The organism is Sphingobacterium sp. 18053 (assembly GCF_902706145.1).
Lineage (GTDB): Bacteria > Bacteroidota > Bacteroidia > Sphingobacteriales > Sphingobacteriaceae > Sphingobacterium > Sphingobacterium paramultivorum.
Map to the genome: position 1 here is coordinate 114147 of NZ_CACSJW010000004.1, position 20977 is coordinate 135123.

Annotated in this window: 23 protein-coding genes; 9 read left to right on the plus strand and 14 right to left on the minus strand. The window is 40.7% G+C overall.

The features are described from left to right. Positions 1–4: 4 nt before the first annotated feature. The 7 genes from GVK91_RS10385 to GVK91_RS10415 form a co-directional block, all read right to left on the minus strand. On the minus strand, positions 5–1276 hold the full coding sequence (locus GVK91_RS10385; RefSeq protein ID WP_159728556.1) for a beta-ketoacyl synthase: 1272 nt from the start codon (positions 1274–1276) through the stop codon (positions 5–7). Continuing rightward, positions 1273–1713 (minus strand): 3-hydroxyacyl-ACP dehydratase FabZ family protein, encoded by a 441-nt coding sequence (locus GVK91_RS10390; protein WP_227550130.1) that lies wholly within the window; start codon positions 1711–1713, stop codon positions 1273–1275. The genes GVK91_RS10385 and GVK91_RS10390 overlap by 4 nt, the downstream gene beginning before the upstream one ends. 14 nt (positions 1714–1727) lie before the next feature. Beyond that, entirely contained in the window at positions 1728–2780 is a 1053-nt protein-coding gene (locus GVK91_RS10395) for a type III polyketide synthase (protein WP_159728558.1), read from the minus strand. Next, the gene (locus GVK91_RS10400) at positions 2777–3490 is read right to left on the minus strand and encodes a methyltransferase domain-containing protein (RefSeq protein ID WP_159728560.1); all 714 of its coding nucleotides are present in this window, start codon (positions 3488–3490) and stop codon (positions 2777–2779) included. Before GVK91_RS10400 ends, GVK91_RS10395 begins: the two co-directional genes overlap by 4 nt. Continuing rightward, positions 3481–4614 (minus strand): NAD(P)/FAD-dependent oxidoreductase, encoded by a 1134-nt coding sequence (locus GVK91_RS10405; RefSeq protein ID WP_159728562.1) that lies wholly within the window; start codon positions 4612–4614, stop codon positions 3481–3483. The genes GVK91_RS10400 and GVK91_RS10405 overlap by 10 nt, the downstream gene beginning before the upstream one ends. Positions 4615–4911: 297 nt before the next feature. After that, positions 4912–6558 (minus strand): carboxylesterase/lipase family protein, encoded by a 1647-nt coding sequence (locus GVK91_RS10410; protein ID WP_235032879.1) that lies wholly within the window; start codon positions 6556–6558, stop codon positions 4912–4914. A 188-nt stretch (positions 6559–6746) separates the two neighbouring features. Next, on the minus strand, positions 6747–7379 hold the full coding sequence (locus tag GVK91_RS10415) for a hypothetical protein (protein WP_159728564.1): 633 nt from the start codon (positions 7377–7379) through the stop codon (positions 6747–6749). Between the two features lie 213 nt (positions 7380–7592). Between GVK91_RS10415 and GVK91_RS10420 the strand changes: the two genes are divergently transcribed. From GVK91_RS10420 to GVK91_RS10440, 5 genes are all read left to right on the plus strand, one after another. Beyond that, the gene (locus tag GVK91_RS10420; RefSeq protein WP_159728566.1) at positions 7593–7913 is read left to right on the plus strand and encodes a helix-turn-helix transcriptional regulator; all 321 of its coding nucleotides are present in this window, start codon (positions 7593–7595) and stop codon (positions 7911–7913) included. A 1-nt stretch (position 7914) separates the two neighbouring features. Continuing rightward, positions 7915–8379: an SRPBCC domain-containing protein gene (locus GVK91_RS10425; protein WP_159728568.1), complete on the plus strand. Its 465-nt coding sequence runs from the start codon at positions 7915–7917 to the stop codon at positions 8377–8379. Positions 8380–8387: 8 nt separating this feature from the next. Continuing rightward, positions 8388–8972 (plus strand): YdeI family protein, encoded by a 585-nt coding sequence (locus tag GVK91_RS10430; RefSeq protein ID WP_235032886.1) that lies wholly within the window; start codon positions 8388–8390, stop codon positions 8970–8972. Positions 8973–9124: 152 nt separating this feature from the next. Continuing rightward, a complete protein-coding gene (locus tag GVK91_RS10435) occupies positions 9125–10684 on the plus strand; it encodes a sulfatase (protein WP_159728570.1) in 1560 nt (519 codons plus the stop codon). Between the two features lie 13 nt (positions 10685–10697). Beyond that, positions 10698–12161: a sulfatase gene (locus GVK91_RS10440; protein WP_159728572.1), complete on the plus strand. Its 1464-nt coding sequence runs from the start codon at positions 10698–10700 to the stop codon at positions 12159–12161. A gap of 60 nt (positions 12162–12221) precedes the next feature. Here the strand turns inward: GVK91_RS10440 and GVK91_RS10445 are convergent, their stop codons facing one another. The 4 genes from GVK91_RS10445 to GVK91_RS10460 form a co-directional block, all read right to left on the minus strand. After that, on the minus strand, positions 12222–12971 hold the full coding sequence (locus GVK91_RS10445) for an SDR family NAD(P)-dependent oxidoreductase (protein WP_159728574.1): 750 nt from the start codon (positions 12969–12971) through the stop codon (positions 12222–12224). 109 nt (positions 12972–13080) lie between these two features. Further along, positions 13081–13764, minus strand: a complete 684-nt coding sequence (locus GVK91_RS10450) for a hypothetical protein (protein WP_159728576.1) — start codon at positions 13762–13764, stop codon at positions 13081–13083. Between the two features lie 107 nt (positions 13765–13871). Continuing rightward, on the minus strand, positions 13872–14381 hold the full coding sequence (locus tag GVK91_RS10455; protein ID WP_159728578.1) for a hypothetical protein: 510 nt from the start codon (positions 14379–14381) through the stop codon (positions 13872–13874). 19 nt (positions 14382–14400) lie between these two features. Next, positions 14401–14700: a hypothetical protein gene (locus GVK91_RS10460; protein ID WP_153848806.1), complete on the minus strand. Its 300-nt coding sequence runs from the start codon at positions 14698–14700 to the stop codon at positions 14401–14403. 136 nt (positions 14701–14836) lie between these two features. Between GVK91_RS10460 and mazG the strand changes: the two genes are divergently transcribed. The 4 genes from mazG (at position 14837) to kdsB (ending at position 18184) form a co-directional block, all read left to right on the plus strand. Then, positions 14837–15649, plus strand: coding sequence for a nucleoside triphosphate pyrophosphohydrolase (gene mazG / locus GVK91_RS10465; protein WP_159728580.1), 813 nt, complete (start codon positions 14837–14839; stop codon positions 15647–15649). Between the two features lie 74 nt (positions 15650–15723). Further along, positions 15724–16722: a tryptophan--tRNA ligase gene (trpS, locus tag GVK91_RS10470; RefSeq protein ID WP_088161124.1), complete on the plus strand. Its 999-nt coding sequence runs from the start codon at positions 15724–15726 to the stop codon at positions 16720–16722. Between the two features lie 12 nt (positions 16723–16734). Next, on the plus strand, positions 16735–17352 hold the full coding sequence (locus tag GVK91_RS10475; protein WP_153848803.1) for a deoxynucleoside kinase: 618 nt from the start codon (positions 16735–16737) through the stop codon (positions 17350–17352). 88 nt (positions 17353–17440) lie between these two features. Continuing rightward, the gene (gene kdsB / locus GVK91_RS10480; protein WP_153848802.1) at positions 17441–18184 is read left to right on the plus strand and encodes a 3-deoxy-manno-octulosonate cytidylyltransferase; all 744 of its coding nucleotides are present in this window, start codon (positions 17441–17443) and stop codon (positions 18182–18184) included. A gap of 6 nt (positions 18185–18190) precedes the next feature. Here the strand turns inward: kdsB and GVK91_RS10485 are convergent, their stop codons facing one another. The 3 genes from GVK91_RS10485 to GVK91_RS10495 are packed head-to-tail and all read right to left on the minus strand — an operon-like array spanning position 18191 to position 20807. Beyond that, positions 18191–19096 (minus strand): aldo/keto reductase, encoded by a 906-nt coding sequence (locus GVK91_RS10485; protein ID WP_153848801.1) that lies wholly within the window; start codon positions 19094–19096, stop codon positions 18191–18193. After that, positions 19083–19814 (minus strand): FKBP-type peptidyl-prolyl cis-trans isomerase, encoded by a 732-nt coding sequence (locus GVK91_RS10490; RefSeq protein WP_153848800.1) that lies wholly within the window; start codon positions 19812–19814, stop codon positions 19083–19085. Before GVK91_RS10490 ends, GVK91_RS10485 begins: the two co-directional genes overlap by 14 nt. Before the next feature lie 6 nt (positions 19815–19820). Then, positions 19821–20807 carry a glycosyltransferase family protein gene (locus tag GVK91_RS10495; RefSeq protein ID WP_120334628.1) on the minus strand — a complete coding sequence of 329 codons (987 nt, stop codon included), beginning with the start codon at positions 20805–20807 and terminating at the stop codon, positions 19821–19823. Positions 20808–20977: the final 170 nt, after the last annotated feature.

The window sequence follows — 20977 nt, forward strand, 5'->3', positions numbered from 1 at the left end:
AGGTTTAGTTATCAAATTTTTTAAAGATTAAACAGGCATTTACATCCCCAAATCCGAAACTCGCTTTGGCTATAATATGAGGTTTGACATCAACTTGATGTAATGGTACTCTTGATGGATCTATCATTGCTGCAATCTCAGGATGTAAATCAGTACAATTACTGTTTCCAAATACAAATCCATGATATAACTGCAAAACTGTAGCCACGCATTCTATGCTACCTGCCGCGCTGAGACAATGCCCAGTCATTCCTTTTAGCGAGTTTATCAATGGAAAATCTTTCCCTTTACGCCCAAGGGCCTCAGTCCAGTTTTCTATTTCAAAAGCATCTTTGGCCGTTGCCGTTAAATGACCGTTTATGGCATCAACATCCCACCCGGAGACACTCGAATTTTTTAAGGCTTCCGCAATGCATCGGCGTACAGCTTCAGCATTTGGAGCTGTCATACTGCCCGTTCCCCGTTGCCCTCCAGAATTTACTTGACCGCCCAATAACTCGCCATATATCACAGCCTTGCGTTCTAAGGCACTTTCCAAATCCTCCAGCAGGAGGGCCCCAGCTCCACTACCCGGGACGAATCCTGCGGCTGTTGCACTCATTGGGCGAGAACCTTCCGCAGGGCGGTCATTATATTGCGAACTACAGACACGCAGTGCATCAAAACCGCCCCAAATATAAGGTCCACTATCTCCAGTACTACCTGCTAGCATGCGCTTTGCTCTTCCGGACCTAATCCGGTCATATGCCATTAGAATTGCTTCTGTCCCAGTAGCACAGGCAGAGGAATTGGTGGTCACCTGATTTCCGAGCCCTAATTTCCCACCTAAATATGCACTGACACCACTGTTCATCGTTTGGGCGACGACTGTACTGCCTAGCCTACGTGTTTGCAGCTCATCAATTTTATAAATACTCTCCCGAAACTTATCGATACCTGAGGTACCTGAACCAAAGACCGTTCCGCTATCCCAATCGGGGACCGAATTTAAGGCAATAGGAAAACCTGCATTTGTCCAAGCCTCCATTCCAGCTATGACACCGTATAATATGCCTGTACTGTTAAAACCCCTGAGCTCAAGTTCCGTGAAATATTGCCTTTTGAGATCATCCGATACTTGTGGCATTCCAGCAATCTGACAGGAAAACTGCAATTTTTCCAACTGCACATCATGTCTAACACCGGAGACACCCTCCTTTAACGCTTGTGTAAAGGCCGGTACTCCCACTCCATTGGGTGCAACGACTCCTAATCCAGTAATAACAACTCTCTTCATAGCTCCTCAGTAATCATACCTGCCAATATTCCTTTACAAACCTCCTGACCAGCTTCATTTTTCATGGTTACCGCACACTTTAACTTTCCAAACCTAAAATATATTTTTTTTGAAATTACAGTAACTTTTTCCTTTGGATACACGGGTTTTAAAAATTGTATTTCAGTAGAAGTCAATGCAATAGAAGAGCAATGTATCAAGTCTTTATTGAGCAGAAAAATTCCCAAACAAGCTAAACCTATTTGGGCCATCGTTTCGATCAGAATAACTCCTGGAGTGATCGCTTTTTCATTAAAATGTCCTCTATAAAAATCCAGATTTTCATCAAAGGTATAGGTACCTGCAACACCTTCCTCATCGACATGGGTCAACGCATCGACAAATAAAAACGGAGCACTGTAAGGCAATTTCGCCAGTATAGAATTCAGATCCATCATTCAAATTTTGTAGATTACCACTGTAGTAAAACGCGCTGCGCTGAAAATCCAGGACCGAAACTCAGCATCAGCCCTAATTCACCGACCTGAGGAGTACGTTTCATAATACGTTCGAGGACATATAACACCGTAGCGCTCGACATATTACCATACTGTGCCAGCACAGCCTTAGTATCCTCAATATCTTTATCAAATTCAGCAAAAATATCTTCGATTGTAGCTACAATCTTTTTTCCACCTGGATGAAAAATCATGTAATCAATATCTTTAATTTGAAGCTGGTTCTTCTTCAAAAATGGATGTATAACGGTGTCAAAATGAGACGCGATCACATTCGGCACTTCAACATCCAGTATCATCTGCATACCGCTGTTTGTTAGCTTAAATCCCATAATATCTTCCGCATCGTAAAAATGGTACATCTCCTGATCGAGAATCACCGGACCATTGTCTGACTCGCCGGAGGAAAGCAGACAGCAAGCTGCACCATCACCAAATATTGCGGCACTGACCATATTTGACATGGAGAAATCTTCCAGCTGAAAAGTTGCTGTTGGCGCTTCGACGGCAATGACCGCAGCACGTTTGCCTGGATTAGCCTGAAGAAAATTTTTAGCATAAATAATACCTGAAACACCGGCAACACAGCCCATTTCGGTAACTGGTAGCCGCACAATATCCTGTCGGAGTTTCATCTTATTGATGAGATACGCGTCTAGGGAGGGGATCATAATTCCAGTACAACTCACTGTAATGATATAATCCAGAGACTGCGGATCCCATCCCGTCTGTGCAAGGGCCTTACGAAGTGCTTGCTCCCCTAGGACCGTTGCCTCCCGGCAGTACACATTATTTTTTTCTTCAAAAGACGTCGCTGTGAAGACCTCTTTCGGATCCATAATAGCATATCGTCTTTCCACGGCGGAGCCTTCGAAAAGTTTCTTGATCTTCTTAATAAAGCGAGGCTCTTGTCCATGGAGCCAGATATCCAATAGCGGAAGGATATCAACGGTAGCACAAGAGTATTTAGGGAGTTGCTTAGCAACAGTTATTATTTTAACATTCATATATTGGAAATTATCCACTGGTAACGAAAGGCCCATTTCCATTGGATGCTATAATTTTCTAATTTCAGTTTATTGGAGAATTGTGTAAGTTCCTCTTTTTTAAACCCACGCAGTATAGAAACAAGCCCGTCCACTTTTGTCATTCTATTTAACCTAAAAAGAACAGCAATGGTTTGAAAAAGCCGGTAAGCAATTTTACTCCTTTGTAAATCGTTAATGACGACCCCCAATTTTGATACGTTGACCAGACTACCTAGCAAACTAAGAATCTCTTCATCGTCAAAATGATGTATGGTAAGCGTACACAGAACAATGTCATACTTGACATCTTCAAAATTCTCTTCAAAGATATCCGCACACAAATAGGATATATTGGTATAATCTTTAGACAAATCCCCCGCATAATTTATTGTATAGGGGTTGGCATCTATACCGAGCATTGAAAGCTTAATATGATGTCTATTGCCATAATCGCTCAACATGCGAAGCATGTCACCATTGCCACAACCGATATCCACAATCGTTATTGTTTCATTCTTGCAGCTGGTTGAAAGCAATTTTTTTACACCATTCAGCGTAATGTTATTTCCGCCTAAAAAACGATTAATCTTTGCTATCCTGTCCAATGTTGTCCGAAGTTCTTCTCCTTCGAGCAGAAAATCGTCCATGATCTCATGCTCCGATGTTCTCTGTTTTGTGTTTATTCCCATTTTATTGACCTTGCATTTCCATGAGTTTGTTTAATAATCCAGCTGAGCATTTTCGGAAAAAATGAGGCAGTCTTCATTAAAACTGCGGTCCCTATTTTATAGCTTAACAGCCGCGACAGAAGTCGTCCGAATAAGAGGCGTCTTTTAAACGTCCGATTCCATTGCTTGACATAAGCCTTTTCCAATTGCTTTCGTGAATGAATATGACCCCGGTAATATTCCAGGACAAGCTCAGAAGCTATTTTTGCACTGTGCATCGCCATCGCCATCCCATTTCCGCACAATGGATGAATAAGACCGGCTGTATCACCAATCATAAGAATATGGTTTTCTACCGTTGATTTCTTATCAAATGAAAATTGACTGATCGTGAGCGGTTTTTCAAAAAGTAGCCTATTGTGCTCAAAAAAATATTGAAGATGTCTGTTTTTAGACAAAACATACTTCTGATAATCACCTATGTTTTTGTATCTCTTGAACGTTTTTACATCGGCAAGATAACATAAATTTATCCGGTCATCTTCGACCTTGGAAATCCCACAATAGCCTCCTTCAAAATGATGCAAGGCAATTAGATCATTCGGAAAATCGCCCGAATAGTGTGCCTTAACAGCCATCCAAGGAGAGGTTTTCGTTATGAAATCACGGGATAAGAGCTGATCCATATTGCTGCGTTTTCCATACGCGCCCAGTACAATTTTTGATCTTAATACCTGATCTTGAAACGAAACAGCAAATGTATCAGCGCTAAAGGATATACCTGTTACAGTCGCAATAACAATTGTACAGCCATTACCTTTTGCTTGCTGATATAACAGATCATCCAACGCGTAACGACTGATACCAATCCCACCCAAGGGTAACCTGACCCTATTCATCTGTCCACCTTCTGTTGTAAACTCAAGCTCCTGAATATGTGTTGGATATAGCGATTCAACATCCACTTGCAGCCAATGCAGGTAGGCCAAAATTTCGTTCGAAACATATTCGCCGCAAACCTTATGACGGGGAAAATCATGTTTTTCGATTAACGTCACGTTGAATCCTTGTTTAGACAGATGCAATGCACTAGTCAGTCCAGCCAAACCACCGCCTATAATAATCACATCAGGATTTATTGTCATATATCCAAGTTTGCTCTATATGAGTATCATCTACAAAAAATCAACGCCATAAATCGTACTTCAGTCTCCTAAATTGGTTGCCCCTCGCTATTCAACAAACGATTCTTGATAAATCTATCCATTGTCTAGCATCTCCCTGTACAGGACAATATCGTCCATCCGCTTTCATAAAAAGTCTATCTGATAACAGCCCTTGGCAATAAATAGTTTTTATTAGGCCGTAAAATAAAAAAGTACTTTAATTTACCTGATAGATTAACGACTTAACCACTGCTGTAGGTTGAATAAAGAAGTTGTCTATCTGGATTTATATTCACGGTCGACAAACAATTTATCCAGAAAAAGATATCTATTCCGAAATTCTTCAGCAGATGCTTTTACCTCGATATTCAAATTCAGAATATTCATGCGCTTATCTAGTGCTGTTGTTTTCGGCCATGTTGACAGCCCTTTTCCATTTGGATCGCCCGTCTTGATAAAATTAACAAAGTACTGCTGACCAAGTTTTGATACCTTGTAATCATCTTCAGTCCAGGCAAAAACATCATTGCTTTGCAGATTTCCCAATAAATATTCAATATCACTTGCGTGGAAAGCACCCGGCAGAGGCTCTGGGCTTTTTTCCTTGACTTCCTGTGCAGATTTCTTGCTAATTCCTCCGGCAAGCCCGGTTTGTGCATCGCGGTATGCCGGTTGCATGGGTGGTCGCGGTTTCCCGAATATATAAACGAAGACTGGCTGACCGCTATTTCTTCGTTGCAAATCAAGCCATTTCCAGGTACTATAAACGATAAAATTATCGCTGGCCAGTGCCGTTGCAGATCGAATAACTTCCGCTTCGGTTTTTCCAGGATAAAGCGTGAGCACTTCGTCAGCCTGAACGCCATATTGCGCTCTTACTAATTTTTCATAATTCTCCGGAGATGGATACAATTTACCCATGTAGGCAGTATATGAAGCTTCCGTAGACGTCCAGCCTGCAAGTAGCGGGACTTTAGACTGTTCCCCTGCCTCAAAAATAGCCAAAGGAGATTTAGGCAGAAAATAGCCGTCAACAATCAAACGGGTCGCAAAGGCCCCCGGTTCGCTGGCTTTATCAAGGAGTTCGGCCGCAGGAATTTCACGTAGCTTATCAAGCCCCTCGGCATTTATGCGCGTTGCAAACGCAGTCCCCTGTTGCTCTTGCTCACTAATAGAGGCAGTGCCATACCGCAAGTTAAAAACACTTCCGCTCTGACCGATAGCACGTTTAAATAGTCCCTTAGATAGCGGACTAGTCATTTGCGCAGAAACGGACATACTCCCTGCCGACTCACCGCCGATGGTGACGGCATCGGGATCCCCACCAAATGCGGCTATATTTTTTTTGACCCAAACCAAAGCTGCATGCTGATCCAGCAGTCCATAATTTCCGGAAGCATGTTTCGCCGATTCCTCGGTTAATGCCGGATGCGCAAAAAAGCCAAAGATACCAAGGCGATAGTTGACAGTAACGACAATAAGACCTTCTTTGGCAAAACTTTCACCATCATAGCGATTTTCCGATCCATCACCAGCATTGAAACCTCCGCCGTAAAAATAAACTAAAACAGGAAGTTTACCTGAACCAAGATTCTTTGGACGCCATACATTCAGATAGAGACAGTCTTCATTGATCCCGGGTGATCGAAATCGCATGTCCCCATAGATCGGTTTCTGCATCGGAGAATAACCAAAATGATCTGCTTTACGGATGCCAGACCAATGTTCAGCAGCTTGCGGTTCTTTCCACCTTAGGTCGCCTACTGGCGGTTTTGCAAAAGGAATCCCTCGAAAGGACTCTACCCCGCTTGACAAAGTAATTCCTTCTAATATCCCCTCTTCAACCTTTACCTGAGGCATTTGTGCGAAAACAAATGATGCAACCAAAAGCTGAACAACAGTAAAAAAAATATTTTTCATCATAACATCCATTTAAAACTCTATGGTTTTTATTCTTACAGTTAAAATACAAAATAAAACTTATACCGTCATGATATTCTGTTATTTCAGCACTTGCTTGCTTGCTTGCTTGCTTGCTTGCTTGCTTGCTTGCTTGCTTGCTTGCTTGCTTGCTTGCTTGCTTGCTTGCTTGCTTGCAGTAATCAACACATTTAGTTGGCCAGCCACACAAAAAGTAGAATAAGCCATTGCGCAAGAATACATAGCCAAAATGGTTTGCTACTTGGTTCTGTTAAGATTTCGAGTACATCGATAAACTTCGATCTTATGATCGCATAAAAGCTATCGTTTTTGTCTAAATCGAGGGCATCAAACTTCACTTTATTCAAACCAAAAATGACAATGCGTCGCACCCAAGGGTTCTCGATTTTGGTATTTTTTACGTCATTGATCAATTTAAGTTTCGCAAAAGAATAATCAGCAACATTTTGTATTACATCGGGCTGATTCGATTGAAAAATTAACAATACTTTGTCAAATGCCGGAAGAATGAGATCATCCTGCCTTTCTTCTACAACAAGACTTGCAATCTTTGAAAACACATATTTGTTGCTAAAAATAAAAAGTAGTACAGGTAGCAGGATCAATCCAATCAGCCAAATGAATTTAGCTGCGGCTTGCGCAGGACTGACCGTCGAAAAGAAAGCTTCATGACTAGCCTTAAACTGAAAACTGCCAACCACCAAATACAGTAAAGTTGAAACAATAGCCAGCAAATAATATTTGACTAAGGTTTTCGTCCCCAATACGCTCAATTTTTTTAAATACGATAACTGTGTTTTCATCCTGCTATAATTAATTACGCTAATTTAGCATTATTCACCCAACATTGATCCATAGGTTTAATTCCCAATCGCTTTCATTTTAAATTCGCCAGGGAAAAATTTTTATTCGTTGATCCACGTTAGCTCCACCCCCATCTATTCCGTTATAAATAATTTATAAAAAATTTGCGTAGCCAAATAACTACACTTATATTAGTAATCAAATAGATCAATATGAACTTAAGACGAGATGTTTTCCAAGCTATAGCAGACCCAACCAGAAGAGCAATTTTACTTCTTCTAGCCTCACAGGCCATGACTGCTGGTGCAATTGCAGCCAATTTCAATACAGCAAGACCGACCGTTTCAAAACATTTGCAAATATTGACGGAATGTGAATTATTAAAGTCTCAACAAAATGGACGCGAGATATACTACCAATTGAACCCACCAAAGATGAAAGAAATTGCGGATTTTATTGAACCTTTCCGTCAAATGTGGGACGACAGATTCAATAAATTGGAAACTATTATGCAAAACTATAAGAACAAATAATATGGAGTCAAAAACTAACGTCCAGGCTGAGGATAATAAACAGGAGATTGTCATTACAAGGGAATTCGATTTGCCTGTTGAACTGCTTTTCAAAGCATACGAGGATCCCGAAATTTTCGAGCAGTGGATGGGAACCAAAGTCCTGAAATTGGAAAATAAAAAGCATGGCTCCTATGCATTTGAAACTTCGCACAACGGCCAGGTCATGTTCAAAGCAAATGGAGCGATACATGAATTCCTCCCCAATCAACGCATCACACGGACTTTTGAAATGGAAAACAGCGCATTTCCCGTACAGTTGGAATTTTTAACATTTGAAAAAACAAGTGCAGAACGCAGCAGGCTTCACATACATATTATATTTCAGTCGGTCGCATTTCGAAACCAGCTGTTACAGATGCCTTTTGCGCAAGGAATCAATATGGCGCACAATAGATTACAGGAAACTCTTGCTAAACTTACCTAAAGCACTACATGATGAATCTAAAAATTGAACATTTTTTTGAAAATGCGACAAGATGGAATGAAGAATTCAATCTGTTGAGAGAAATTGTCCGTGGCAATAAAACACTGCAGGAGGATTATAAATGGATGCATCCTTGTTATACATTTGAAGGTAAAAATGTCGTATTGATACACGGGTTTAAAGAATACTGTGCGCTGCTATTCCACAAAGGTGCATTATTAAAAGATCCCAAAAATATACTGATCCAGCAAACCGAAAATGTTCAGTCGGCCAGACAGCTTAGATTCACCACTATTGAGCAGATAGAATCATTACGGGAAGTGATATCGGCATATATTCAGGAAGCCATCGAAATTGAAAAATCAGGCAAGAAAGTTGACATGCGAAAAGCTGCCGATTACCCTGTACCGGAAGAATTTAAGTGTGCCTTACTTGAAGACCCTTTACTTCAAAAAGCCTTTCAATCACTTACGCCAGGTCGACAAAAAGGGTATCTATTCTACTTTAACCAGGCAAAACAAGTGAAAACACGTGCGGCGAGAATCGAAAAATATTACCAGCATATTCTAGATGGAAAAGGTATCGATGACTAACATATTTATTACAGTTTATCCGTTATATATTTGTCTATAAAGAGTAGATTTGTCTACAATCAAATAGACAGAACCAGACCAAGACGAACGATTATAACTATTATTGCAATCCGATATAGTCAATTCGTCGACTAATATATAGCTGAATTCACATGAATAAAAAATTTGTATTGCTCATCTGCGGCCTATTGCCCATTTTTTCACAAGCACAGAAAAAGAACAACGCAACACAACGCCCCAATATCGTCTTTATCCTAACGGACGATTTCACAGCCCAAGCATGGGGCGTATATGGCGGTATTTTAAAAGATTTTGTCAAAAATCCGAATATTGAAAAATTAGCCAGTCAGGGGGCGGTACTCAATAATACATTCTGTACCAATTCAATTTGCACCCCTAGCCGTGCAAGCATACTGACAGGACAATACAGTAATAAAAACCAAGTCTACACACTGGAAGATGCGTTGGATCCCGATAAGGAAAATATCGCCAAGGATCTGCACAATGCGGGCTACCAAACTGCTGTGTTTGGGAAATGGCATCTGAAAAAAAGGCCAAGTGGATTTGACGATTTTAAAGTTCTTCCTGGGCACGGTGTTTATCATAACCCGACTTACCTCTCTAAAGACAACTGGAATGATAAGGAAGAGGCCGGTACACCTTACGAAGGCTATGTAGATGATATCACCACAACGATGAGTCTGGACTGGTTAAAATCACGCAACCCCGATAAACCCTTCTTCTTAATGTGTCATTACAAAGCGACGCATGAACCCTTTGATTTTGCCGAGCGATTCAAAGATTACTACAAAGATGTGGAGTTTCCTTATCCCCCGACATTTTTGGATTCAGGAGCAATCACAACTGGCCGCTCTTTTGAAGGGCAGCCCTTGGAAGAGCTTGGCCGCCGTTATGAGCAAGCTTCGGTAGGCCCCTTTTGGACATCTTATCCCGAGCTTCCGTTTTCAACAAAAGGAATGGGCCCTTTGGAAGCCCGCAAAAAGATCTACCAAAAGTTCCTCAAAGATTATCTTCGTTGCGTCGCTGGAATCGATGATAATCTGGGGAAAATTATGCGCTATCTTACAACGGCAAATTTGGACGAAAATACCGTTGTGATCCTGGCTTCCGACCAGGGATACTTCTTAGGAGAACACAATTTTATGGATAAACGTTTGATGTACGAAGAATCACTGCGCATGCCTTTTGTGATCAGCTACCCCAAAGAAATCAAAGCTGGTAGTCGATTAGACGACATGATTCTAAATATCGATTTCGCTGCACTATTTGCAGATTATGCCGGCATCAAAAAACCTGCCTACATCCAAGGCGAAAGCTTCCGGAATAACCTCAAAGGAAATACATCCAAAGCATGGCGGTCTGCCATGTATTACCGTTACTGGCAACATGCACCAATACGCCCGGCGCATCTTGGAGTCCGTGATGAACGCTACAAACTGATCTACTTCTATGGACAGCCATTAGAAATGACAGGCAGCGACTCTAAAACAACGGCTCCAGCTTGGGAATTCTATGACCTGCAGCAAGATCCCATGGAAACACACAATGCCATTCTAGACAAAAAATATGTCAAAGAAATTGCCAGGTTGAAGAAAAAATTGGCTAAACTTAAAGCTGAAGCGGGCGATGATGATGCAACAAGAGCAGCTTTTCAGCAGGTTCTCAAACAAGAAAACTTAACCGTTAAATAATTAAATGCAAACGATGGATTTGAAGTATATATTTTCTTTTATACCATTCTTATTTACCCTTGGAGCTTCTGCAGCTTCTATTACGGATGAGAATAAACCAGCTCCACCCCCAAACATCATTATTATTTTAATGGATGATATGGGCTATGCCGACCCAGTCTGCTATGGTGGTAGCCCCTACCAAACGCCAAATATCGATAAACTCGCAGCACAAGGTTTGCGTTTTACCGATTTTTATGCCGCGCAGCCAATCTGTACAGCTTCCCGAAGTGCCCTATTAACCGGCTGCTACCCTACGCGAATTGGCATTAGCGGTGCGATTGACCATAATGCCAAATTTGCACTTAACCCCGATGAACAAACTATCGCCGAACTATTGAAAAGCAAAGGATATAAAACCGGCATGGTCGGAAAATGGCATCTTGGACATAAAGAGCCTTACCTTCCCCTTCAAAATGGCTTTGACGAGTTCTATGGACTTCCCTACTCCAATGATATGTGGGCCTACGATTATGAAGGAAAAAAATGGCAAGATTCAACTTTTTGGCGGGCCCAATACCCCCCACTTCCTTTAATCGAAGGCAACAAAACAGTTAAAATTATCGATTCTTTTGATGGTCAGGATCAATTGACCACCGATTATACAAACCGAGCGGTCTCTTTTATCAGACGTAATAAAAACAACCCTTTCTTTCTCTATTTAGCCCATGCCATGGTTCATGTCCCACTTGGCGTTTCCGAAAAATTTAAAGGCAAAAGCGGTGCCGGTATGTTTGGGGATGTCATGGAAGAAGTAGACTGGTCCGTAGGCGAAGTGATGAAGACATTGGAACAACATCATCTGCTCGAAAACACTATTGTTATTTTCACGAGTGACAATGGTCCATGGCTCACGTTTGGAAACCACGCAGGTTCGACAGGAGGGCTCAGAGAGGGTAAAGCAACTATATTTGATGGTGGATTAAAAGTACCTTGCATTATAAGCTGGCCCGGTCATGTCAAACCGGCAACTGTAAGTAACCAGCTTTTGACCAATATGGACTTACTACCAACGATTGTCAATATTACCCAGGCAGCCAAGCCAACAAAGAAAATCGATGGGATTGATTTTACAGAGCTTCTATTGGGTAATACCCAAAGTACTCCACGAGATGAACTCGCTTATTATCATAATAAAAACAATTTGAAAGCAATCCGAAAAGGAAAATGGAAGCTTGTTTTTCCTGCTGAAACCGAAACATACGAAGTACCTGCAACCATAGGCGGCGATCGGTATCCAGGAAAATATGCTACAGTAAAAGTCCCGTTGGCATTATATAATCTTGCAATTGATCCCGGTGAAGATAGAGACCTAAAAGATCAATATCCCGAAATTGTCAAACAACTCCAACAGGTAGCAGATAAATATCGTCGCACGTTGGGTGACGGATTAAATAACATGGAAGGGACTGAAATACGTCCGGCAGCACAGTTATAGCGCAAAAAAAGGGATCCAACACGACACACTTGGATCCCTTTTTTTTCCTAAACTGATCTGTTAAACAGCAGTATAACCACCATCAACTAAGTAATACCCACCGGTCATAAAAGACGATTTATCCGAACTTAGAAAAAGAACCAGCTCAGCGACTTCCTCTGCCTTTCCCAAACGTCCAATAGGGTGTTTACTGATTAACGCATCGATATGCTCTTTATCCAACTTAGCCAATAACGGTGTATCAATATAACCAGGTCCAACCGCATTACAACGAATATTTTTTTGACCATATTCTGCGCCGATGTTCTTTGTCAGTCCCACTACAGCATGTTTGGCTGAAGTATAAGCACTTGACATAGGCGCAGCCACGGTACCATGAATGGAAGCCATATTGACAATAACACCGCCTCCATTCCTCTCCATGGCTTCTATTTGATATTTACATCCATAAAATACGCCATTGAAATTAATATCAATTACTTTTTTCCATCCATCGAGACTGTAATCTCCCGTTAGTGCAGCCTCTCCACCAATACCAGCATTATTGCATGCAATATCAAGCCGGCCAAATGTCTTGACAGCATACCCCACCAAGGCTTCATTGTCAGCGGGAGATGAGCTATCTGCTTTGAAAAACACAGCTTCTCCTCCTAGAGATTCAATTTGTTTTACGGTTTCATTCCCCGCTTGCTCGTTGATATCCGAGACAACGACCTTAGCACCTTCTTTACCATAAGCCAATGCAACTGCCAGTCCGATCCCCGAACCAGCACCCGTTACTAAAGCTACTTTATCTGCTAAAATTTTCATATGATATAAATTTTATGATACAGACAATTTACCAAAAGCAATGCGGAATCAAGTCAAAAAGGCCACTTACTTCAATTAAAACGAAACTAAAATGACATTTCTTGAAAAGTTAGCCCTGCAGCTGTGGATATTTTTTGTATAATCTATCCAAAAACAAACGCCCCATCAATTGAAGCCGCGCCTGTGTTTCAAACATACCCGAACCTGGAGAGATAATACCATGCGGCATACGCTGAACAGTGCCGTAATAAATAATATCGAGCCCATTTCCATTGACGTCAAGATGCATTTTCTTAGGTTTCAAGCCCATGACAGAGCCCATGCGTGTTACTTTTTCAGAATTAGTAATCTGCGCAGTTCGCGCATCGAGCAAGGTTTCATGATCAAAAACCAAATGGTCTCTCACCTCCCCCTCATCAAAAAATACGTAATGCAACTCGTTGTTGCTAAGCACCAGATAAGAAGCGTTATCCCGTTCATTATAACGAGCCTTTACACCTACAGCCGCCCAAGCAACAGTCTTGGCTGCCGTAGCTGCAGCTGAAGCAACTTTGTCCCCAACCGTTGCAATATACGCGCATTGCGTAAAAGCATCGATCGGAGCACCGTTCAATTGTTTTCTTAATTCACTAAATTCATCACTTAACAATTCATCCTTTACGCCTGGAGCTAGGCCAATCCCGGATTCACCTTCATACTTTTTGGCCGTCTCCTTTTGCTTTTTCATCATCATAAGAGAAATGAACACGCAAGCCACAACGATAACGGCAAAAATACCAATGTACAACATCATAAAATAAAATTTAGAATGGGTTTATAATTCAATAAAAAGTCCAAAAAGTGAACAACCTATTCAGGTTTCCTCTTTCTGGTACGATCGACTACAAAAATTTTGCCAGACTAAAGAATTTTATCCGGGTAGTGAATATTATTTAAAGCTGTCTGGTGCATATCAACCCAAATATCATTGTTTGACTGCTGTATAAGCCAATTTGGAGAGCTTCGCATGTCGGCATCCGCATCATTATTGTAAATGGATGGAAAATCAGACTCTTTAGCCCGAAGCAAAACAACGATCGTACCAGCCATGAGCAAAGGGATATCACCCAAAACGAGATTATAAAAACCATCTTCAAGTAATCCTGGACTAAAACGCTGTAAACTGTCATAACTACGTTCTAATTTACCAATCAATTTTTCCAGGTCATGCGGATAATGAGACTCAACATAAGACTCAAACAAAGCCGAGCCTTTATCGTAGAATCCCGCTTTCATGAGGTTTAATGCTTCATTTCTATAAACCTGCAACCAACGATCCGAAGCTTGATCATGATATTCCGTATCCGCTTCTTTACCATCACGCTTCAAGGCCCAAAGCTTAAGCTGCTCAAGCCGCTCTCTTGTTTCCATTCCATTTTTTTCCATAACGCTATCTTTCCCGCTCTTTAAGTTCCATTTGTAATAGAATATCCCGCTTCTTACCTTCAATTAAAGACAAATTGCCTGCAACAAAAACACCTTTCTGTCCCGAATTTTTGCTAATACCATACACCGACGATTCATCATCAGGATCCGATGCACCTTCATAGCGAAATAAGTAGTCAATTCTGTACTGATCTGCATGAGCCAACAAATCGTCAAATTCAATATTATAATCTATCGTGTAACCTAAGTTGTTTAACTTTTCCAAGGCAACACTTGCCGAGGAGTATCCATGCATTCTTTCCATAGTTGATTGTTCTAAATCCGATCTAAATTCTAATTTTTATTATAAAACGATTGACAAAAGGGTTTTGTTTTCCGCAATTTGAAATAGTTTATTCAAAATCATATTTCTACTTTTGTGCTACCAAACACGATGAAATATGGCAAATCTAGCAGCACCAGCGTATCAGCATACACCTCAACTAGCTTTTCAACGATTACTCGATGTCTTATATACCTTACGGATTGAATGTCCCTGGGATAAAAAACAGACCATGGAATCCCTTCGACATTTGACTATGGAGGAAATGTATGAATTAACCGACGCCATTTTGGAAAAAGATTATCCAGAAATCAAAAAAGAACTTGGTGACGTCTTGATGCATCTTGTATTCTATGCCCGCATTGCCGAAGAAGAAGGACATTTCAACATCGTAGACGTACTCAATGCAATCTGTGATAAATTGATTACGCGCCATCCCCATATCTACGGCGACACCAGTGCTGATACAGAAGATCAAGTCAAATCCAATTGGGAAACAATCAAGCTCAAAGAAGGCAATACATCTGTTCTTTCCGGCGTCCCGAAAGGCCTCCCCGCTTTGGTAAAGGCCTATCGTATCCAGGATAAAGTTCGCGGTGTCGGCTTTGACTGGGAGGATAAGAAACAAGTATGGGAAAAAGTAGAGGAAGAGCTTGCCGAATTTAAAGCAGAATTTAATCTGGAGACAGCACTTCCAATGGATCAGGAAAAAGCAGAAGGGGAATTTGGCGACCTCTTATTCTCCTTAATAAATTATGCGCGGCATATTGGTATCAATCCTGAAAATGCTCTAGAACGCACCAACAAAAAATTCATTGAGCGGTTTACCTATTTAGAACAAAAAGCCGCTGAAAATAAGCAACAGCTGCAGGAAATGAGTTTAGAAGAAATGGACGTTTATTGGAATGAAGCTAAAAAATTAAAAAAATAACGCAATTCCTAAAAAGGAGTCACCGACCGAATTTAATTCGACTTTGTCAAATTTATGCGTAAATTCGCAGGAATATGGAAACAGTTGTTAGCGGTATCAGAAGTACCGGAAAATTACATTTAGGAAATTACTACGGCGCATTGAGCAATTTTGTGAAAATGCAAAACGAATATAATTGCTTTTTTTTCATTGCGGATTTACATTCACTAACGACCCACCCCACTCCTCATGGACTTCAGGGAACGGTTCGCCAAGTTATTGTTGAATATTTAGCTGCAGGAATAGACCCCGAAAAATCGACTATTTACGTTCAATCAGATGTTCCAGAAGTTGCGGAACTCTATCTATACATGAATATGAACGCCTATCTCGGCGAGCTTGAACGTGCTACAGCATTTAAGGATAAAGTTAGAAGCAATCCCGACAATGTTAACGCAGGTTTATTGACCTATCCGGTCTTGATGGCCTGTGATATATTGATTCACCATGGCACAAAGGTTCCAGTAGGAAAAGATCAGGAACAACATTTGGAGATGACGCGGACTTTTGGCAATCGCTTCAATCGCTTATACAACGTAGATTATTTTAAAGAAGCATTTGCATTCTCCTATTCCGACAAATTGGTGAAAGTTCCCGGACTTGCAGGCCAGGGAAAAATGGGTAAATCCAATGGTGAGGCAGATTGTATTTATCTATCGGATAGTGAAACCGTAATTCGTAAAAAGGTGATGCGTGCTGTATCCGATTCTGGTCCAACTGAGATGAACCAGCCTAAGCCTGAAGCTATCCAAAATCTTTTTGATTTAATGAAGGTCGTATCTACTGCAGATACGTTACAGCATTTTGATGAACTCTATAACAAATGCGAAATTCGTTATGGTGATTTCAAAAAACAATTGGCAGAAGATATGGTACTTGCAACCAACGATGTACGCTCTCGCATTGAGGATATATCAAACGATGATGCATACATTGCTAAAGTTGCAAAAATGGGCGCTGAAAAAGCAAGCGAATCTGCGCACAAGACACTGAAAGAGGTTCGTGAGATTATTGGTATTAAAAGATTTTATTAAGCTAGAAATAATATGCACATAGCTATCGTTGGAAATATAGGTGCCGGCAAAACAACATTGACCGAAATGTTAGCCAGTCACTTTAAATTTGAACCTCAGTTTGAAGCTGTAGACAACAATCCTTATCTGGAAGATTTTTATTCGGACATGAAACGCTGGGCATTCAATCTTCAGATTTTTTTCCTCAACAGTCGCTTTAGACATATTGTAAAATTGCAGGAAACTGGCATTGATATGATTCAGGATCGTACCATTTATGAAGATGCTTATATCTTTGCCGAAAACTTGTATGATATGGGTTTGATGAGCGCACGTGATTTTGAAAACTATAGTAATATTTTTCAAAGCATTATCCACTATATCAAACCTCCAGATTTATTGATTTACCTCAAAGCCTCTGTCCCTACCCTGGTGAATAATATCCAAAAAAGGGGCCGTGACTATGAATCCGCAATTCGCTTGGATTATCTGTCGAAGCTGAACGATAAATACGATAAATGGATCAATAATTACAAAGAAGGTAAGGTAATGATTCTGGACAAGGACAATCTGGATTTCACCAAAAATCCAGAAGATCTCGGCGGTATCATCCAAAAGATTGAAGCCGAATTATTCGGATTATTTGAATAATCAGCACATTAAAAAGCCTGTAAAATCACGTTATTTTACAGGCTTTTTGATAAATTCCAGTTGCCCATCCATTGATAAAAAATAAAAGATGAAATTTTTAGGTATTATCCCTGCCCGATATGCGTCGAGCAGATTCCCTGGAAAACCCCTGATCGACATCGAAGGAAAAACGATGATCCAACGTGTCTACGAACAGGTCAAGAAATCAACAAAATTAAACGAAGTTGTTGTTGCTACTGACGACCAACGCATAGCACAAACTGTACTTTCCTTTGGTGGCAAGGTGGTAATGACAGCAGAGCACCACCAATCAGGAACAGATCGTTGCGCCGAAGTCATAACGAATATAGAAGGTTATGATGTTGCCATCAATATACAGGGCGACGAACCCTTTATCGACCCAGCGCAAATTGATCTTTTAGCACACTGTTTTGAAGATACCACTACGCAGATAGCGACCCTAGTCAAGGAAATTACAGCGGAGGAAGAACTATTCAATGTAAACATCCCTAAAGTTGTCCGAAACAGCAAAGGAGAAGCAATCTACTTTAGTAGGCAGACCATTCCTTTTTTAAGAGGTGTGGAAAAAGACCAATGGTTACAAAAGCAAAAATTCTATAAACATATCGGAATATATGCTTACCAGGTAGATACATTAAAAGCCCTGACACAACTTCCCATTTCTATGCTAGAAGAAGCAGAGGCATTGGAACAGCTACGCTGGTTAGAAAACGGTTACGCCATTCAAACGGCAATTACAACGCATGAAACGGTCGCCGTGGATACAAAAGAAGACCTCACTAAAATATTAAGACTATTTTTCAATAAATAGTAAAGCTTACCGGTGTTCGGTATAGTATAACGACCGGACACCTTCCAATAGAACCTGCTTATCCGAATTACTTAATTTGATAATCTGCGCTTTTGCTCTGATCAATTCATCTAATTGCAATTTGGTACTCACACCAACGAGTGCTGTAGCAACAGCTGGGTTAGAAAGCACATAAGAAAGTGCAACAATCATATTGTCTTTTCCGATACGTTTGGAAAGATTTGCCAAGTTTCTCACGATATGGGCCACCTCTCCCGAACTATACTGAAGAAAAGGTTCTATAGGTTTGTTGATGAGAACACCTTTGGCTAATACACCGCGTACGACGATACTTACGCCCCGTTCTTCCAACAAGCCACTGATTTCTTCCTCTGGTCTTCTATCCAATAGACTATATTGCATCATTACTGAGGCAATGTCAGATTTGGACAAAAATGCCTTGATAACGTTTGGGCGAATTGATGAAAGGCCGTAAGCACGGATTTTCCCTTGTTTCTTCAACAACTCAAACGCTTCAACAATTTCCTCTATCGGATCTTCTATAGTACCACCATGTAACTGATAGAGGTCGATGTAATCCGTTTTTAAACGTGACAACGAACCTTCCACAGCCTTGATAATATAGTCCTTCGAAGCCTTCCAATCCCAGCCGGATCCATCTGCACGCCAAAGGTTACCAACTTTCGACGCCAGCACAATATGCTTACGAAAGCTTTGCACACTCTCCCCGACGATCATCTCGTTTAGGCCTTTATCGTAGAGATCAGCGGTATCAAAGAAAGTGATCCCGTTCTCGTAAGCTTTTTGGATAATATCTTTGGATTGTTTGGACTGATTGCCTTTTAACGACATACAGCCCAAACCTATTTCCGAAACGATTAAGCTTGTATTACCTAATTTACGTTGTTCCATCTGCACCAATATCAAGCAATTCTACCTCAAACACCAATGTGCTGTTTGCAGGAATTTCACCTGTTGCCCGTTCGCCATAGGCTAATCTGCTTGGTATAAAAAATTTATACTTTGCACCTTTCGACATTAACGGGATTCCAATCTGCCAACCTTTGATCACCTGACCCAAGGATAGTTTCAATGGCTCCTTACGGTCATATGAGCTATCAAATTGCTTTCCATTAAGTAAGGTACCTCTATAATGCACTGTTACCTCATCGTCACTTTTTGGCTTTGGACCTTCCGTCTGATTTAGAACAAGATATTGAATTCCTTCAGCTGTAGATTTCATTCCAGCGACCTTTGCATTTTCGGTAAAAAATTTATCTTCCTCAGCACGACTAGCAGCCTCTTTTTTAGCACGAACATCCATGATCGCCTGCTGGATAACAGCTCTTCCTTGGCCTTCTTCCAATAGCGATTTATCCCCTTTCAAGACATCCGAAATTGCTTTTGCAATAACATCTGACTTCAAGTAATCGATCTCAATAGATTTTAGTGAATTTCCGATATCGGCACCAAACGCATAAGACACAGAATCGGCCTTCGTTTTCAGTTGATTTGTTGTACTTGATTTAGTTGCGACGACCTTCTTCTTCGCCGTCGTGTTCGTTTTTTTTTGTTGGGCAAATCCTGTGACTGTTGTCAAGGATAATAGGGCTAATGCAATATACTTCATGTTTGTTTAACGGTGCTTCTGCACGATTTCATTTATAATTTCCTGCGTGATATTAGGGTAATCAACTTCAACCCTAGATTTACTGTTGAGCCAGGCTTCTATCGCCAGCATGTTTTTCTGTTTTAAGCTCGAAATTACAGGCACCCCCATCTCTTCCAATGACGCTGCATTCAAATGCTGCTCATATTGGTTCTTCATCGGGATAACTAACAGTTTCTTTTTCAAATATAACGCTTCTGCCGGTGTTTCAAAACCTGCCCCACATAAAACTCCAGAAGAAGATGCCATACTATCAATAAAAGATTGGTTATTGATCGGTCTTATCGTTACATTTTTCATGTCAAATGCCTTCGAATTATGTTTGCTAAAAACATCCCACTTCACATCCGGAAACTTCATCAAATGCTTTAAAAGATGCGCATCGTCATATGCCGGGAGGTAAACCGTGTAATGTCCCTGATCTGTGACATTCAATTCACGAACAGCATTACGGATAACCGGTTGGTAAATATTCTTGGCGTACCGCTTGAAATGGAAACCATAGGAATGGGTAGACGGAGCATAATTTTTCATAATAAATTTGCCCAGCATATCACTATCTTCTGGCTTAGGACTCGATGGATCTAAGGCAGCGATCTGATGGCTCAACCCAATGCATTCCAAATCTTTTGAATGACAAGCCCAAGCAGAAATCGGTTCAAAATCATTGATCACCAAATCATAGTTTTCTATGGGCAAGCTCTTAATTTCATTCGTAAATTTACGGATCGTCGAACTCATAAAAGTTTTCCAAAGATCTACTCCGCCGGATTTACCAAAGATAAAACTCAACCCGTGAAAACGGTATTTCACTTCGAAAGGTAATGATAGATCTGCTTGAATTCCACTAACCAAAACATCGACTTCCCCTAACTCCCTCAAACAAGGAACAATATCCATTGCCCGGCTCAGATGTCCATTTCCTGTCCCTTGTACGGCATACAATATCTTCATAACGACTGCATTTTGTGTCGGCAAATTAATCAATTTTAACGAGTATCAATATTATTTTATTGTTTAGTTATGTTAAGAAAATATAAATTAACATCAACAAAAAAATTCGTTAATCCATTTTTAATTTTCCTTTATGTATATTTAATATCAACAATTAATTAATAGCCAGT

Bases quoted from the DNA above. Each gene is read 5' to 3' on its own strand.
- GVK91_RS10385 (WP_159728556.1), bottom strand. From the start codon at position 1,276: ATGAAGAGAGTTGTTATTACTGGATTAGGAGTCGTTGCACCCAATGGA.
- GVK91_RS10390 (WP_227550130.1), bottom strand. From the start codon at position 1,713: ATGATGGATCTGAATTCTATACTGGCGAAATTGCCTTACAGTGCTCCG.
- GVK91_RS10395 (WP_159728558.1), bottom strand. From the start codon at position 2,780: ATGAATGTTAAAATAATAACTGTTGCTAAGCAACTCCCTAAATACTCT.
- GVK91_RS10400 (WP_159728560.1), bottom strand. From the start codon at position 3,490: ATGGGAATAAACACAAAACAGAGAACATCGGAGCATGAGATCATGGAC.
- GVK91_RS10405 (WP_159728562.1), bottom strand. From the start codon at position 4,614: ATGACAATAAATCCTGATGTGATTATTATAGGCGGTGGTTTGGCTGGA.
- GVK91_RS10410 (WP_235032879.1), bottom strand. From the start codon at position 6,558: ATGATGAAAAATATTTTTTTTACTGTTGTTCAGCTTTTGGTTGCATCA.
- GVK91_RS10415 (WP_159728564.1), bottom strand. From the start codon at position 7,379: ATGAAAACACAGTTATCGTATTTAAAAAAATTGAGCGTATTGGGGACG.
- GVK91_RS10420 (WP_159728566.1), top strand. From the start codon at position 7,593: ATGAACTTAAGACGAGATGTTTTCCAAGCTATAGCAGACCCAACCAGA.
- GVK91_RS10425 (WP_159728568.1), top strand. From the start codon at position 7,915: ATGGAGTCAAAAACTAACGTCCAGGCTGAGGATAATAAACAGGAGATT.
- GVK91_RS10430 (WP_235032886.1), top strand. From the start codon at position 8,388: ATGATGAATCTAAAAATTGAACATTTTTTTGAAAATGCGACAAGATGG.
- GVK91_RS10435 (WP_159728570.1), top strand. From the start codon at position 9,125: ATGAATAAAAAATTTGTATTGCTCATCTGCGGCCTATTGCCCATTTTT.
- GVK91_RS10440 (WP_159728572.1), top strand. From the start codon at position 10,698: ATGGATTTGAAGTATATATTTTCTTTTATACCATTCTTATTTACCCTT.
- GVK91_RS10445 (WP_159728574.1), bottom strand. From the start codon at position 12,971: ATGAAAATTTTAGCAGATAAAGTAGCTTTAGTAACGGGTGCTGGTTCG.
- GVK91_RS10450 (WP_159728576.1), bottom strand. From the start codon at position 13,764: ATGATGTTGTACATTGGTATTTTTGCCGTTATCGTTGTGGCTTGCGTG.
- GVK91_RS10455 (WP_159728578.1), bottom strand. From the start codon at position 14,381: ATGGAAACAAGAGAGCGGCTTGAGCAGCTTAAGCTTTGGGCCTTGAAG.
- GVK91_RS10460 (WP_153848806.1), bottom strand. From the start codon at position 14,700: ATGGAAAGAATGCATGGATACTCCTCGGCAAGTGTTGCCTTGGAAAAG.
- mazG (WP_159728580.1), top strand. From the start codon at position 14,837: ATGGCAAATCTAGCAGCACCAGCGTATCAGCATACACCTCAACTAGCT.
- trpS (WP_088161124.1), top strand. From the start codon at position 15,724: ATGGAAACAGTTGTTAGCGGTATCAGAAGTACCGGAAAATTACATTTA.
- GVK91_RS10475 (WP_153848803.1), top strand. From the start codon at position 16,735: ATGCACATAGCTATCGTTGGAAATATAGGTGCCGGCAAAACAACATTG.
- kdsB (WP_153848802.1), top strand. From the start codon at position 17,441: ATGAAATTTTTAGGTATTATCCCTGCCCGATATGCGTCGAGCAGATTC.
- GVK91_RS10485 (WP_153848801.1), bottom strand. From the start codon at position 19,096: ATGGAACAACGTAAATTAGGTAATACAAGCTTAATCGTTTCGGAAATA.
- GVK91_RS10490 (WP_153848800.1), bottom strand. From the start codon at position 19,814: ATGAAGTATATTGCATTAGCCCTATTATCCTTGACAACAGTCACAGGA.
- GVK91_RS10495 (WP_120334628.1), bottom strand. From the start codon at position 20,807: ATGAAGATATTGTATGCCGTACAAGGGACAGGAAATGGACATCTGAGC.